The sequence below is a fragment of the Nostoc sp. DedQUE02 genome (assembly GCF_034531035.1).
GTDB lineage: Bacteria > Cyanobacteriota > Cyanobacteriia > Cyanobacteriales > Nostocaceae > Nostoc.
The window spans coordinates 105,791-121,012 of record NZ_JAVRBY020000007.1 but is presented as its reverse complement, the minus strand read 5'-3'; the positions used below and the strand labels follow the sequence as shown (position 1 = coordinate 121,012).

At 42.6% G+C, this 15,222-nt stretch carries 13 protein-coding genes; 10 read left to right on the top strand and 3 right to left on the bottom strand.

Translation table 11 applies throughout. The features are described from left to right. Window positions 1–58 precede the first annotated feature (58 nt). The 5 genes from RMX98_RS09430 to RMX98_RS09410 all read left to right on the top strand — a co-directional run bounded on the left by RMX98_RS09430 (window position 59) and on the right by RMX98_RS09410 (window position 6,223). Window positions 59–1,549, top strand: a complete 1,491-nt coding sequence (locus tag RMX98_RS09430; protein WP_322681304.1) for a DHA2 family efflux MFS transporter permease subunit — start codon at window positions 59–61, stop codon at window positions 1,547–1,549. Window positions 1,550–1,778: 229 nt separating this feature from the next. After that, complete coding sequence (gene aroH / locus RMX98_RS09425) at window positions 1,779–2,216, top strand: chorismate mutase (RefSeq protein WP_322681303.1); 438 nt, start codon at window positions 1,779–1,781, stop codon at window positions 2,214–2,216. Between the two features lie 188 nt (window positions 2,217–2,404). Beyond that, entirely contained in the window at window positions 2,405–3,589 is a 1,185-nt protein-coding gene (tyrA, locus tag RMX98_RS09420) for a bifunctional chorismate mutase/prephenate dehydrogenase (protein ID WP_322681302.1), read from the top strand. Between the two features lie 282 nt (window positions 3,590–3,871). After that, a complete protein-coding gene (locus RMX98_RS09415) occupies window positions 3,872–5,581 on the top strand; it encodes a multicopper oxidase family protein (RefSeq protein WP_322681301.1) in 1,710 nt (569 codons plus the stop codon). An 84-nt stretch (window positions 5,582–5,665) separates the two neighbouring features. Then, window positions 5,666–6,223, top strand: a complete 558-nt coding sequence (locus RMX98_RS09410; protein WP_322681300.1) for a hypothetical protein — start codon at window positions 5,666–5,668, stop codon at window positions 6,221–6,223. Between the two features lie 266 nt (window positions 6,224–6,489). Here the strand turns inward: RMX98_RS09410 and RMX98_RS09405 are convergent, their stop codons facing one another. Further along, window positions 6,490–8,370: an ABC transporter ATP-binding protein gene (locus tag RMX98_RS09405; RefSeq protein WP_322681299.1), complete on the bottom strand. Its 1,881-nt coding sequence runs from the start codon at window positions 8,368–8,370 to the stop codon at window positions 6,490–6,492. 395 nt (window positions 8,371–8,765) lie between these two features. Here RMX98_RS09405 and mnmA point away from each other — a divergent pair, with 395 nt between their 5' ends. From mnmA to RMX98_RS09390, 3 genes are all read left to right on the top strand, one after another. Next, window positions 8,766–9,821, top strand: a complete 1,056-nt coding sequence (gene mnmA / locus RMX98_RS09400; protein WP_322681298.1) for a tRNA 2-thiouridine(34) synthase MnmA — start codon at window positions 8,766–8,768, stop codon at window positions 9,819–9,821. 86 nt (window positions 9,822–9,907) lie between these two features. Further along, window positions 9,908–10,252 (top strand): hypothetical protein, encoded by a 345-nt coding sequence (locus tag RMX98_RS09395; RefSeq protein WP_322681297.1) that lies wholly within the window; start codon window positions 9,908–9,910, stop codon window positions 10,250–10,252. Then, complete coding sequence (locus tag RMX98_RS09390) at window positions 10,242–10,643, top strand: hypothetical protein (protein WP_322681296.1); 402 nt, start codon at window positions 10,242–10,244, stop codon at window positions 10,641–10,643. The genes RMX98_RS09395 and RMX98_RS09390 overlap by 11 nt, the downstream gene beginning before the upstream one ends. A 12-nt stretch (window positions 10,644–10,655) precedes the next feature. Here the strand turns inward: RMX98_RS09390 and RMX98_RS09385 are convergent, their stop codons facing one another. Both RMX98_RS09385 and RMX98_RS09380 read right to left on the bottom strand, forming a co-directional pair. Continuing rightward, window positions 10,656–10,925 carry a type II toxin-antitoxin system ParD family antitoxin gene (locus RMX98_RS09385; RefSeq protein WP_322681295.1) on the bottom strand — a complete coding sequence of 90 codons (270 nt, stop codon included), beginning with the start codon at window positions 10,923–10,925 and terminating at the stop codon, window positions 10,656–10,658. Window positions 10,926–10,930: 5 nt separating this feature from the next. Then, a complete protein-coding gene (locus RMX98_RS09380; RefSeq protein ID WP_322681294.1) occupies window positions 10,931–11,509 on the bottom strand; it encodes a Uma2 family endonuclease in 579 nt (192 codons plus the stop codon). Window positions 11,510–11,699: 190 nt separating this feature from the next. Between RMX98_RS09380 and sat the strand changes: the two genes are divergently transcribed. Then, a complete protein-coding gene (sat, locus tag RMX98_RS09375) occupies window positions 11,700–12,878 on the top strand; it encodes a sulfate adenylyltransferase (RefSeq protein WP_322681293.1) in 1,179 nt (392 codons plus the stop codon). A gap of 166 nt (window positions 12,879–13,044) precedes the next feature. Continuing rightward, complete coding sequence (locus tag RMX98_RS09370) at window positions 13,045–15,213, top strand: caspase family protein (protein WP_322681292.1); 2,169 nt, start codon at window positions 13,045–13,047, stop codon at window positions 15,211–15,213. The last annotated feature ends 9 nt before the right edge of the window (window positions 15,214–15,222 follow it).

Sequence of the window (15,222 nt, the reverse complement as noted above, 5' to 3'; positions counted from 1 at the left end):
TAACTATTTTTAGCCACAATCTCTGAGACTTTTTGCTGCAAAGTAAAATTTTAAAACCATGAAACCGAAATACACTCTTAGCTCTCAAAAAGAGCAATCTGCTATTACACCACCTCCGACAAATAAATGGCTGATTGTAACAACCCTGATGATAGGTACGATAATTGCTATTATTGACACTAGTATAGTTAATATTGCAATTCCTCAAATTCAAGGCAATTTAGGTGGCTCAATTGATGAAATTAGTTCCGTCGTAACATTCTATATTATTAGTAATGTAATTGTAATGCCTTTAACTGGCTATCTGAGTGCCTTATGGGGTCGTAAAAAGTTTTATGCCGGGGCAATCATATTATTTACAGCTTCCTCATTGTTATGTGGACTATCCTGGAATTTGTCAGCGCTTGTGTTCTTTCGTATTCTTCAAGGATTAGGTGGAGGCATTCTTTTTCCAACGGCTCAGGCTATTTTGTTAGATACCTTCCCTAGAGAAGAACATGGCAAAGCAATGAGTATTTTTGGTCTGGGGATGCTTGTGGCTCCTGCTTTTGGCCCTGTACTAGGAGGCTATTTAACAGATACACTTAGCTGGCGTTCAATCTTTCTGATTAATGTTCCAATTGGATTGATTGCTGCGGTAATGGTATTTCTATTTATTCACGATTCACCTTACTTAAAGAAACCACAGGGTAAATTTGATTGGTTAGGTTTGATAGCCTTAGTAATTGGTTTATCTAGCTTGCAATACGCTCTAGAAAATGGGCAAAGATTGAATTGGTTTGAGTCTAGGTTAATTACTGTTCTATTGATAGCTGGGGTTAGTGCGATCGCATATCTGGTTTGGTGGGAATTGGTGACTCGCTCTCCCATTATTGATTTATCATTATTTAGAAATAGAACTTTTGCCGCAGGTAACATCATTACATTTTTAGCTGGTTTTAGCCTTTTTGGTGTAATATTTATCACCCCGATATTTATGAGTCAAGTTCTGAATTACGACTCATTGAAAATAGGAATACTACTAATGCCAGGGCCAGTAGCAACTGCTTTGATTATGCCTTTAACAGGTGTGTTGACAGGCCGCATAGATGCTCGTATTATTTTGGCGCTAGGAATTACTTTTTCTGCTGTTGGTACTTGGCAATTAAGTTATCTAAATCTGCAATCAGATTACTGGAATATATTTTGGCCGCAGATTTGGCGAGGAATTGGTTTAGGATTATTATTTGTACCTTTGTCTTTAACAACTATAGGCTATGTTAGCAAAGCTAAAAGAACTTATGCTTCCGGTCTCTACAACCTGATTAACCAGTTAGGAGGTAGTATTGGCATTGCTGGGCTAACTGTTATGCTTGGGCGTTTAGAAACATTTCATTCTACTAATCTCGCCCACGTTATCAAACAATTAGACTTAGTGCAACAGCAAGCAATAGCTTTAGCTTACAATGACTTGTTTCGCTACAGTACCTTCATCATTCTTACTAGTTATCTACCTTTAATGTTTCTGAGAGTGAGACTAACATCTCGAAAAAAGCTTCAATTCTCTTAGGTTGAAACACTATAGAACTCATATTTGATTTTGAAAAAAATTCGGTACACCTTAATCTTCTGAAATCCTCTTGCCTCTTGCCTCTTGCCTCTTGCCTCTTGCCTCTTGCCTATTGCCTATTGCCTACTAAGCCAAGTGATTTCAGTAATCAAACCGGATTCCTATAGGTGATTTTGTAGCTAAAGCTTTGTATTAAGAAAAAAATTAAGTACTTAAGGATCAAATCGATATGGATCAGGTTACATTCCTTACACATACATACCAACAAAATAATGTATCAGCGACATTCGGAGAATGGCGGGTGCGGGGACTCCGGGGTGCAACTACAGTTAGTCATAACTGTGCACAAGCGATCGCTGAAGCTGTAGATGAGTTATTGAATGCCTTAGAAGTAAACAATCCGTTAGATCCTGCCGAAATCGTTAGTGTCACTTTTTCTGCCACTCCTGACTTAGATGCCATATTTCCAGCGTCGGTGGCGCGTCGTCGTCCGGGGTGGGATCAAGTTCCTCTGTTGGACGTACAGCAAATGCAGGTAAACAGTAGCCTGAAATACTGTATTCGGGTACTAATTCATTTCAATACCCCTTTGCCTCAGAATGCATTACGCCCGATCTATTTGCGCGGTGCTGCACAGTTACGCCCAGATTTAGCGATATTTAGTTAGGCGTAGGCGTAACCCATCGCAGACATCACTCCCAATACAGTTCAGTTAAGCTTTTTTCTCTCCCCCTGCTCCCGAAGCCTCCCCTGCTCAAGAACAGCCTGCCTTAACAGATAAATTTGCTTAACCCAAGCGTATTGACATCGCTCCTTGAGGCGAGAGCTAAATCAATAATACATTTGAGAGGTATTATGCTTCCAGAAAAGCTGAAGAAAATTGACCAACAACTCATTGATTTACTAGGTAAAAGAATTGCCGTTTTGGCTGAATCACAATCCATTTCTTTAGAGGAACAAATTGCTAATTTTGCATTTTCATTGGTGCAGGCTGGTGTTCCAGAGTCGATGTGGAAAAACCTGGTTATAGGTTGTACTGCTGCTGTTGCTAGTGCATTTTCGCTTCCAGTTAAGACCAAGCCACGAAAGGTTACTCTAGTTGGCGGACGAGGGATGATGGGACACTTCTTCCAGCAGAAGTTATCAGCCGCAGGTCACTACGTCAGTATTCTCGACCAGGGGGACTGGGAACAAGCAGAATCGCTACTAGAAAAAGCAGATTTAGTTTTAGTTTGTGTTCCTATTGAATATACAACAGAGGTGATCCATAAACTTGCTAAATACCTTTCTCCAACTACTGCTTTAGCTGATATTGCTAGTATCAAGACTCCAATATTACAGACTATGCTTGAGCAGCATAGTGGCCCTGTAATGGGCTTGCATCCGATGTTTGGGCCAGGCATCAAATCGTTCTTATCTCAAAAAGTTGTAGTCTGTTCTGGTCGTGAAGACCATGCGTTTCAATGGCTTCTAGATTTGATTGAAAATGATGGTGGTAAACTAATTATGTCTACACCAGAAGAACACGACCAAATGATGATTGCTGTTCAAGCAATCCGTAACTTTAAAACCTTTAGTCTTGGTGTTTGTCTGGTAGATGAAGAGATTGACATCCGTCGGAGCTTAGATTTTTCTAGTCCTATTTTCCGTCTGGAAATTGACATAATTAGCCGCTTATTCTCTCAGTCTGCACCTCTGGTAGTAGATATTATGCTTGCTACACCAGAGCGTCGTGAAGCTATTAAGCGACTTGCGGGCACTTATAATCGCTTGGCGCAATTAATTATTCAGAATGATCGAGATACCCTGATTCGGGAGTTTAAAGCAGCCCATAGCTTTTTGGGAGAAGAAATGAACTCTGCTGTAGAGGAAAGTACTTATGTGATTGACACCTTGAGTACACTATTAGCAGCTAAAGATGTCGGACAAAAACAATCATCTTTTGTTAGTAAGCAAAGTGCGATGCCGCTTTCTCTACGAGACGCTTCGCGAACGCCAACGGCGGGCGTAGCCATCGCTAATCAACACATAACACTATGAGCCGAGATTCCTTCTGTTGGGAGAATTATTGAATCTGAAGGTATAGAGCGCAAAGAAAAAAGGTGTTGCAGAACAGAGGGATGAATTTAGGCAGGCAGGGGAGGCAGGGGGTGCTTCGGGAGCAGGGGGGGAGATTTTATAACTTGCAAAATCATCCCGCAATTATGCAACGCCAAAAAAAAATAAGAGTTTTAAAGATTTCTTACGTAAGTTCAGATTTTTCTAGACTCAACGCTAATTTTTACAAAATAATCAATAATGTTAACTAGAAAGCAATTTCTCATGATGAGCGCAGGTGTAGGAGTAGGAATCCTGCTCCCCGAAATACTTAAAGCAAAGAGAACCTATGCAGCCTCGCCCTCACTTTCAAAATTTACCGAATCTCTGCCCATTTCATACTCTATTTCACCGCCTAATACCTTAGATATTGCCCCAGGTATACACTCCTTTCACAGCAGCTTAGGGTCTTTTCCTACCTGGGGTTACGGCGGATTGCCTTATCTTGGCCCTACTTTCGAGGTAACAAGGGGAACACCCGTTAGCATTCGGGCGTTCAACAAACTCGGTACTCATCCATTAGCTGGTTCAGTCGATACAGGCTTACATGGTGTCAATCCGTCGGACATAATTAACCCACGGACAGTTATACATTTACACGGCAGCAATACCGAACCTGAGAGTGACGGTTATCCAGAAGACACGTACCTGCCCGGACAGAGCAACGTCTACAACTACAACAACAATCAAGAAGCAGGGACACTCTGGTATCATGACCATTCCCTTGGTATGACCGCCTTGAACCTCCAAGTCGGGCTGGCTGGGATGTACCTGATTAGGGATGACGACGATCCCATCGGTGGCAATGGCCCGCTTGGTATCCCAGCCGGAGCGCCCTATGAAGTGCCGTTAGTGCTGCAAGATCATTCCTTCAATTCTGATGGTTCGATGTCCTTCCCAGTCAAATGGCAACATGAGTTTTACGGTGATGTTGCTGTCGTCAACGGCAAGGCTTGGCCAAACCTCAATGTTGACCGAACTTTGTACCGCTTCCGTATCGTCAACGCCTCAAACTCGCGATTTTTCAGACTTAGTTTGTCGTCAAATCAGCAACTAATTCAAATTGGCAGTGACGGAGGATTCCTGAACGCTCCAGTATATTTGTCTAAGCTCTTGCTGGGGCCTGGTGAACGAGCTGATGTGCTAATCGATTTTTCTAAAAATCTGCCAGGAGATAAGATTGTATTGCAAAATGACGCTGCTGCACCTTATCCCAAGGGTTTGGCTACGGTCATTGACCAGGGTTACTTTAAAATGCCAGAAATTATGCAGTTTACGGTGAATCAGGGGGCTGCCGTTCCTAAAGCTATTCCCAGACGGCTGCGAGTAAACAATCCACTAATAACAAAGATTGCTACCAAACCAGTCAAAGAGCGCAATCTGGTTCTAACAGATATTTTGAACCCTAGATTTGAGGTGTTAGCGATGATGCTCAACGCGGTTTACTGGCATGAAGTAGCCAACCACCCAGAATTGAGGGAGCGGCCACAAGTAGACACAGTAGAGCAGTGGAACTTCATCAATCTACAGCCATTTGCCCACACAATGCACCTGCATCTAGTACCATTTCAAATCCTCAACCGTCAATCAATCAATGATGCTGCATACTCCGCAGCATACAGAGCTAGTGGGCCTCGTAAAGTACTGATGCACAACGCGCCTGGTGGGGATATGGTGCCGTTCGGTTATCCACCACCCGACCCCACCCCCTATTTAAAAGGTTTAGCAAAACCGCCAGCAGCAAACGAAGCTGGTTGGAAGGATACTGTGGTAGTCAATCCGTTTGAGGTTGTTCGTCTGATAGTTCCCTTCGGTGCTAAAGCCACAGCAAACTTACCTTTTGGCAATTCATTCACTGGACGCTTCGTATGGCACTGCCACATGCTTAATCACGAGGATAACGACATGATGCTTCCTTTTGACGTGGTGGCGTAGCCCTTACCAGCAACTATTAGTTACACAAATAAGTAGTCATGAAAATCCTTGTTAATAGTGGTTTGAAATAAAAGGAAAGATGGAATGAATTTTGACAAAAAGCTTGCAGTTACTATCACTGGTACAGTCTGCCTTTTAACAACTATGATGGCTCCTGTTTCGGCCGCCATGTTTAATTTTTCTTACTTTGGTAGAAGTGTACTTGACCCAAATGACATTGTTACAGCTAACGGAAAATTAATAACTGGCCCTTACGATTCAGCTACAAATAGTTACAAGATTATAGATATTACTGGCACAAGAAATGGCAACTCAATAGAGTCTTTGTTATCTCCAGGATCATTTCTTGATAATGACAATCTCTTATTGGCTGAAAATCCTGCATTGGATGAATTTGGATTTGCTTACACTGTAGAAGGAGTGTCATATAATGTGTTTCACACTTATGACTACATAGAAATAGGCGATCAAGGTTACTACACAGGTTATCCCCTCACTTCTTTTTCTATAACGTCTATCCCTGAGTCTTCCTTAATGTTAGGCATACTAAGTATAGCTGCTTTAGTGACTATTAAGAAAAGAAACGGTAGGTTCAGTCATTTGAAAAAACTCGATAATCACAATTCAGGCGTTGCTGATTAACGCTCTTTTATTAGTATTATGTATGAAAGTATAATTAACTACTGTTTCCTTAATAAGTGTTTGTGTGATTTATGCGATCGCACTTCTATTTGATTCGGTAAAAATATAGACAAGGAAACGAACCGCCTTCTTTATGAGACACAACGACACAATTAACAAATTTATCTTACTGTTAATCAACAGTAGGTTTTTTTAATAACAAGATTTCTGAGTCTTCTCATAAATTGAGCATCTGATCTCAAACTTGGGATTGTTCGGAAAATATCTTAACTTCCCAACATCTGCAAGTTATGTAAAGTGGCATAAAGCCCTTCCTGTTGCAGTAGTTGGTCGTGACTTCCTTGTTCGACTAATTCGCCACGTTTGAGTACAAAAATCCGGTCTACATTGCGAATCGTCGACAGGCGGTGAGCGATAATAATGGCGGTACGTCTCAGTAAAAGCTGGTTTAATGCCTCTTGAACTAAAGCTTCTGTGCCAACATCTAAACTAGCGGTAGCTTCATCTAGTACCAAAATTTGGGGATTGCGAATGGCAGCCCGCGCAAAGGCTAAAAGTTGCTTTTGACCACTAGAAATATTTGTGCCCCGTTCTCGAAGTTGAGTATCATACCCTTGGGGTAGTTCTTCTATAAACTGGGCAATGTTGGTTTCTTCTGCTGCTTTTTGAATCTGTTCAATAGTATAGCCATCTCCTAAAGAAATGTTGCTTTTAACATCGCCAGCAAACAAAAAGCCTTCTTGTAAAATTACTGCCATGTAGCGCCGCAGTTCTGCTTGTGGTACTTCCCGAATATCTACGCCATCTATGAGAATGCGTCCTTGGGTAGGTTCGTAGAGGCGGCACAAAAGACGGATAATCGAAGTTTTACCCGCACCTGTGGGGCCAACTAATGCCACTTTTTCACCGGGATGAATGGTGAAATCTAAGTCTTTAATTACATAATCATCATTTTTGTAAGCAAACCAGACGTGATCGAAACGAATTTCTCCCAGTTCTGGCGGGGAAGTGATGTCTGGGGATTCTAGATTGGCAACTATCTCGTCTATGTAGCCAAATTTCGCATCAAATATTGAAAAACGGACATTGGCCTGATCGCGGATTTCTATCGGTTCATCTAATATATCGCCTACGCGTTCAATGGCTGTAAAACCAGCTTGAATTACCGTAAATTTTTCGGCAAAATCCCGTAAAGGGTCGAATAATCGTTGGGCATATAAGATGAATGTCGATAATGTTCCAAAAGTCAAGCTTTTTCCCAATAGCAACCATCCACCTACACCCAAAACACCTGCGATCGCAATCAGTCCAGTCCATTCTAAGGTTGCGGAAACAAATGAATCATAGAAGATGGTTTTATCCATTTGCTGAGTGTAGCGGCTGTTCGTAGCACGAAACAATTCGGCATTAAATTTTTCTCGGCGGAACAACTGCACAACGTTAATGCCAACTACATTCTCTTGTAACTGGGAATTCAATATAGAAAGTTCTTCTCGTCCTTTGTAATTGGCTTTGCGGTACTGTTTCTGGATGTAAACAATTAGCCAGCTAATTGGTAAAAGTACCACTAGCAGCAAGCAAGCCAATTGCCACTGGATAGAAAACATTAAGCCAAAAGTCACCAGCATTAAAAACAAATTCGATACAATGCCAATTGCCCCAGTCGAGAAGACATCGCCTAAGACTTCCACATCGCTGGTGATTCTGGTAATTAATTTACCTACAGCCGTGCGATCAAAAAAGCGTACTGCCAGAGATGTCACATGCTGGAATAAATCTTGGCGAATGGCTGCGGTAATTTGTTGCCCTAGCTTTTGGACTATATAACCTTGGATGCCTGTAAACATCAATCCGATTGCGATCGCAATTATCAGTAATCCCTCTAGGATATTTAGCCCTTGCGATAAGGGACGATTCCGAAAAAATTCGTAAGCGCTTGGTTCATTACGAAGCAGAGAGATTACTTGGCCGATTAAGAACGGTTGTATGGCATTAGCTAGGGCGATCGGTATGAGTAGGCACATTGACAGCGCCAATAACCGGCCGCTACGACGGGCATAAGGCACTAGACGCAAAAACAACCGCCAGTCATTCTCACGCCGCCGATCTTCTGTATAGGATTTTTTGAGAGATTGGTAGATGCTCATAGTAAGAGCATTATATTAATTTTTACAAAAAAATACGCTGGTTTCAGGTAGTGGATCTCCTATCAGTATCTTCTTTTTAAACTGGATTTTATACCCAGAAGTAAAGTTTTATTCATAATTCTTTTCTCTCTCTGGAACTGCCTTCTCTTAAGCAGGGTGATGGAGCAATACAGTTCAGTTAAGCTTTTTTCTCTCCCCCTGCTCCCGAAGCCTCCCCTGCTCCCCCTGCCTGCCTTAACAGATAAATTTGCTTAACTTAACTGTATTGGGTGATGGAGGAGTGAACAGCAATGTCTACGCTCATCTGTGACTTTAAAACTGAAGTGCTTTGGTAGCAAGGCTTTGAAGAGTATGTGCTACAATTGGACAACCACGCATATCGTGTCGTGTAATGTATGAAAAAAGTCGTCGTTGGTCTTTCTGGTGGCGTTGACAGTTCCACCGCCGCCGCTATCCTCCACCATCAGGGCTATGAAGTGATTGGTTTGACTCTTTGGCTAATGAAAGGCAAAGGTCAATGTTGCTCTGAAGGTATGATCGACGCGGCTGAACTCTGCGAACAACTGGGCGTTCCTCATCAGGTTGTAGATATTCGGGATCTATTTCAGACGCATATTGTCGATTACTTGGTAACTGGTTACAGTGCTGGGATTACACCATTGCCTTGCTCACAGTGCAATAAAACGGTGAAATTTGGGCCAATGGTGCAATATGCTCGTGAAGAATTGGGGTGCGATCGCATTGCCACTGGTCATTATGCCCGCATTAGCTATGACGAAGCAACTGGACGTTACCAATTATTAAGAGCTGTTGACCGTAACAAAGACCAGTCATACTTTCTCTATGATTTGTCTCAAGATTTACTAAGAGCAACGATATTCCCTCTGGGCGAACTAGAAAAAACTGATACGCGTCGGATTGCAAGTGAATACGGTCTGAAAACTGCTGACAAGCCAGAAAGTCAAGATTTATGCTTAGTGGAAAGTAACGGTTCCATGCGGGCATTTTTGGATAAATATTTAGCCCCCAAAACAGGCGATATTGTCGATGTCACAGGCAAAGTTTTGGGACAGCATGATGGTGTCCATCACTACACAATCGGCCAGCGCAAAGGTTTGGGGATTGCTGCTGCCGAACCGTTGTATGTGATTGAATTAGATGCGGAAAATAATAAAGTAGTAGTAGGCGATCGCACCAAGGTAACTCAGCCAGAATGCACAGTAAATCGGGTAAACTGGGTTTCCATTGCGGAACCATCCACCCCAATTCATGCCGAAGTGCAAATTCGCTATCGTTCAACGGCTACACCAGTGACGGTGATTCCGTTAGAAAACTCCCGTGTGCGTTTGGTGTTTGATGAACCCCAAATCAGCATCACCCCCGGACAAGCGGCAGTATGGTACGACGGGGAAAAAGTCTTAGGTGGCGGGATAATTGAACAGTTTAGTTAAAAATAACTCTTACTCTGTTTTGGGATAAAGCAAAACTACCCTTCCTCGCTTGTAAGGAGGGGTATTTTTATTTTTAAATGGGATATATGCCGGAAGAACCTATCTCCGATCAGTTTTTGATACAGCTATTAGAAGGTTATACTTCTACAGAAGCGGCAGAGATTCGACAATACATCAGTGAGTGGGATGCTGCTACCTATACGAGTGTTGCACAGAGTATTTTAGACCATGCTAATAGAAAAGGAATCGACCGATTAAAGTATCTACGCAAAGCTCATAACTTTAATAAAAAAGGAGCGATTCGAGTTCCGAAAACTGGATATCGTGGAGATAGTTCAGCTGTATACCGTAAAGGTAATGAATATCTGATTGTCAGACCTGACCAATATGGTACTGAAAAGATAGTTACTTATGGAGTCAATGATGACTAAAGCAATTTTAAATCAGCAAGAATTGATTAAGAAAAATATTATTCAATTGTTAGCACAGTTGACTAATACTTATCAAAATACACGCGGTGAACGACAAGAAATTTCTATTCAGTTTCCACCAGAAGATGAAGATTTTTCACTTTTAGAAGAACTTGAACTTTTAACAGTAAATCTTAGAGGTTATGCTAGTCAAATTCAAAGCACAGGTCAAATTGTCAATCAAGCCGAGGCAATTGAGCAATTACAAGCTATGCGAGTTTTAAATATACCTCAGATTGCCAGTTTTTATTTTGGTAGTAATGGCAATTATGAACAGATAAAGAGTTATATTAGAACGTTAGATTACCTGCGTTTACTACTTTTGGAATATTTGCAGTTTCAGAGTGACTAAAATCATTACTGATTAACCTTGGTTTGACCCTTTATGCTTGGCGATTCTTTCCCGCACAGCTTGGCGGATGTCTTCCCAATCGTCAGGATTCATCTCAGTTGCATTCCCAGAATTTAGACCTTCTAAAAGCACTGCTGACAAACGTTCAGCAGCTTGACGCTTTTGGTCTTGGCGCACTAACTCACGGAAATATTCACTGACGCTGTTGTAACCACCATCTGCCACTTTCTCTTCTATATAAGTCCGCATCGCGTCAGGGAGAAATATATTTATACTTTTCATACTTTCTAAATGCTATAACCATCTGGGAAAGTGATATCAGGTTGTTGTATGCTATTATGGTAAAATTTTTCTGGCCATGTTATTTGAGGCAGATATCTCGACAGCTTTTTACTATCGTAAATCCATAGTTCTGGAACTGCGATCGCTTCGTAAGCATCAAGAGTTGTTTTTGATGTCACATCTGTTTCAATTGCCAAATCAGGAGGCGGATCGTTTGGTTCCAGTTTGCGACGACCGATCATTCTTTGGTAGTTCTGAATGTAGAAACAAGCATCTGGTTCTACCCCCGCTATATTTTCCCGCTTGAAAGTGGTTGAACCGAAGGGTTCATAACTTTTTCCGGCGATCTTCAGCAAGATTTTGACAATATCCGAAATTAAGTCCTTTGATTTTTCGTGTTCGGGTAGAGGAACCATAATTTCTAACGTAGACTTGCTGTAAGCAACTCGTAGCGATCGCTTTTCCCCCAGTTCTTGCAAAATAGACTCAAATTCCTTCCAGCTTACATCTTGAATAGACACTGTACTACCAGGCGCTAGCCGCATTTTGCTAACAGGTTTAACAACGGGGGATACAGCAGTCATAAGCATTTTCCTTATAAAGGAACTATTCTGATTGAGCCTGAATTAGCTTTAGCCTAACCTAATCAGATTGTTTAGAGGCTAGTTACAAAATTTTCTTCCATTCCCTAAAGTCTTTTCCTCTACGTACCAGCATTTGATAAGTTAGTACATAATCTGAAACAATAACAGTTAATACAAAGAGGGGATTACGTTGAGTCACAATCCAGATGCCATAGCCCCGCACGGTGGACAGTTGGTTAACCGTATCGCCACACCAGAACAAAGAGCAGAGTTTCTCTCAAAAGCTGACTTTTTGCCGCGAGTGCAACTAGACGATCGCGCCGTTTCCGATCTAGAAATGATTGCGATCGGTGCTTTTAGTCCACTCACGGGTTTTATGAACCAAGAAGACTACGATCGCACTGTAACAGAAATGCGATTAGCTAACGGTCTTGTGTGGTCAATCCCGATTACACTATCGGTAAGCGAAGAAGTAGCTTCCCCGTTGCAAGAAGGCGGCTTAATCCGTCTGGATAACTCCAGAGGCGAATTTATCGGAGTTTTGCAACTCAGCCAAAAATATCACTACGACAAAACCCGCGAAGCAATAAAAGTCTACCGCACTGATGATGTCAAACATCCGGGCGTGCAGGTACTCTATAACCAAGGTACTGTACATCTGGCGGGTGATATTTGGTTGTTGCAACGCGAACCTCATCCCCAGTTTCCCACTTATCAAATTGATCCAGCTGCCTCACGGCAACTATTTAAAGACAAGGGTTGGAAAACCATTGTCGGCTTTCAAACTCGCAACCCCATCCACCGCGCCCATGAATATATTCAAAAATGCGCTTTAGAAATCGTTGATGGTCTATTCTTGCACCCTTTAGTCGGGGCGACAAAAGAAGATGATATCGCTGCTGATGTGCGGATGCGCTGCTATGAAATTTTGCTGGAACACTATTACCCCTTAGACCGGGTAACTTTGGCAATAAATCCAGCCGCAATGCGCTACGCAGGCCCTCGTGAGGCCATCTTCCATGCTTTAGTCCGCAAAAACTACGGCTGTACTCACTTTATCGTCGGACGAGATCATGCTGGTGTCGGTGACTATTATGGCACTTACGATGCTCAGTATATCTTTGATGAATTTGCGCCAAGTGAATTAGGCATTGTGCCAATGAAATTTGAACACGCTTTCTACTGCACGCGCACTAAACAGATGGCAACATCTAAAACCAGTCCCAGCAGGCCAGAAGAACGCATTCACCTTTCAGGGACAAAAGTCCGAGAAATGCTGCGGCGCGGTGAATTACCTCCACCAGAATTTTCTCGTCCAGAGGTAGCAGCAGAGTTAGCGCGGGCAATGCGGATAGAAGTACCAGCTTAGGGCATTGGGCACAAGAGGCACAAGGGAAAGACTTAGTACAACTTCTCCCTTACTCCCCTGCTCCCCTGCTCCCCTGCTTCCCACACTCCCCACACTTGTGTAACTTTACAATACAGAGTTCAGCCCTGTAAGCTGCTTACTGATAGCTGAGGGCTGATAGCTAACTATGGAACGGCGCACGTTTTTGCAGAGAATTGGCTCAATACTCGCGGTATTGGGGGTAACTGAAGCTGAGTGGTTGTCTTTGGGAAATCGCTATTATCAGGCTTTGGCACAACCCAGTCCGCGTAAATTGGCATTGCTAATAGGTATTAACCAATACCCGAAAATTCCAGCCCTCAGTGGTTGCCTGACGGATGTGGAATTACAAAGAGAGCTTTTGATTCATCGCTTTGGTTTCCAAGGGTCAGATATTTTAACCTTAACTGAGGAACAAGCCAGCAGGGAATTCATTGAGGCGGCTTTTTTGGATCACTTGGGTAAGCAAGCTAAACCCGGTGATCTAGTTGTCTTCCACTTTAGTGGTTATGGCAGTCGTGTAAAATTGGAAACATCGCCAGAGAAAATGCAAAATGTTCTGGTGACAGCTAATTTTACTCAGATTACACAAGATGAGAAAATAGTCAACTATATATTAGAAGAAACTCTACTGCTATTATTGCGATCGCTCCCCACAAACCAAGTAACAGCAGTATTAGATACTAGCTATTATGCATCAAGTCCAGTTTTAGGATTAAAAACTCGCGCCCTTCAAGAGTCAGCAGCAAAGCTAGCAACAGAAGAACTCGACTTTCTCCAACAACTTAAAACTCAGAAGTTACCTAGTACTCCAATTGTTTTAGCAGCTACCTCAGAAGCAAAGCAGTCGGCGAGGGAAGGACTCTTTTCTGGTTTTAGTGCTGGGTTATTTACCTACGCTTTGACACAGTATTTGTGGGAATTCACCCCAGCCACCACAATTCAAGTCGCCCTCTCCCATGTAGAAAATTCTCTATCTAAATTGGGTAGTAACCAGCAGCCAGCGTTATTAAGTAGTCAGAGGGATCTGGAAAACCTCTCTCCTGTGAGGAGAGAGGCTTTGAATTCTCCCCTTTCCCTACAAGGAAAGGGGGCTGGAGGGTTAGGTTTTGCGTTAGCTTTTCCAGGCGATATCATTGGTGCAGAAGGCGCAGTGACAGCTATTGAAGAAGACGGCAAAACAGTCCATCTTTGGTTGGCAGGATTACCGCCACAAGTGCTGCTATACTACGGAGTTAATTCTCGATTCACCCTAGCAACAACAGAACAGTTAGTATTGCGATCGCGGACTGGGTTAACGGCAAAAGCTTATATTTCCAAAATTGAAGGTGCAAATCCCCTCCAAGTTGGGCAACTCATCCAAGAAGCAGTCCGGGTTTTACCGCGAAATATTAATTTAACAATAGCTTTGGATACTGGATTGGAAAGAATTGAGCGAGTAGATGCGACAAGTGCCTTCGCTGGATTTTCCCATATCTCCATCGTAGTAGTAGGAGAAAAACCTGCTGATTATGTATTTGGTAAACTCCAAGAAATTCCTAGTCGTTATGGTCTATTTTCTCTTGGTAGTGAGTTAATTCCCAATACCACGGGAGAAGTAGGAGAAGCAGTAAAATTAGCAGTGCAAAGGTTAGCGCCAAAATTGTCAACATTGCTAGCAGCCAAGTTATGGCGACTCACAGAAAATCAAGGTTCTTCCCGCTTGGCTCTCAAGGCAACCTTAGAAATAATTACTGATACATCACCTCGCGTCATCATGCAACGCGAAACAGTCCGAGCTTTCAAAACTGAAACTTCGATTAAAACATCAATCCCCACTCCCATAGTGCCTATCGGTAGTCGAATGCAATATCGAGTGGAAAACCAGAGCGATCGCCCAGTATATTTAATCTTGCTAGGATTAAACAATAATCATACAGCAGTTGCCTTCTACCCTTGGGAAACTCCCCAAGAACCAAAAACTACCGACACCAAGCTCCTCCTCAAAGAAGTCGTCATCGCCCCAGGTGAAACCCTCACCTTACCCCAAACTAATGGTGCTTCCGAATGGGTAATTTCCGGGCCAACTTCTGAGTGCGAACAACAACTGATTTTTAGTACCGCCCCCTTTAGCGGAACTCTCGCCGCTTTGAACACTGCTAAATATTCCACCACTGAACAAAGTCCGATTAGCCCATTATTGAATCCCTTAGACGTTGCACAAACCTTGCTACAAGACTTGCATCTCAAAACGGAAATGAATGGCACAGCAGCCGACTCATATATCTTGGATGTAAATAATTGGGCAAGTCTTAGCTTTAGTTTTCAAGTGGTGTAAACATGGAAT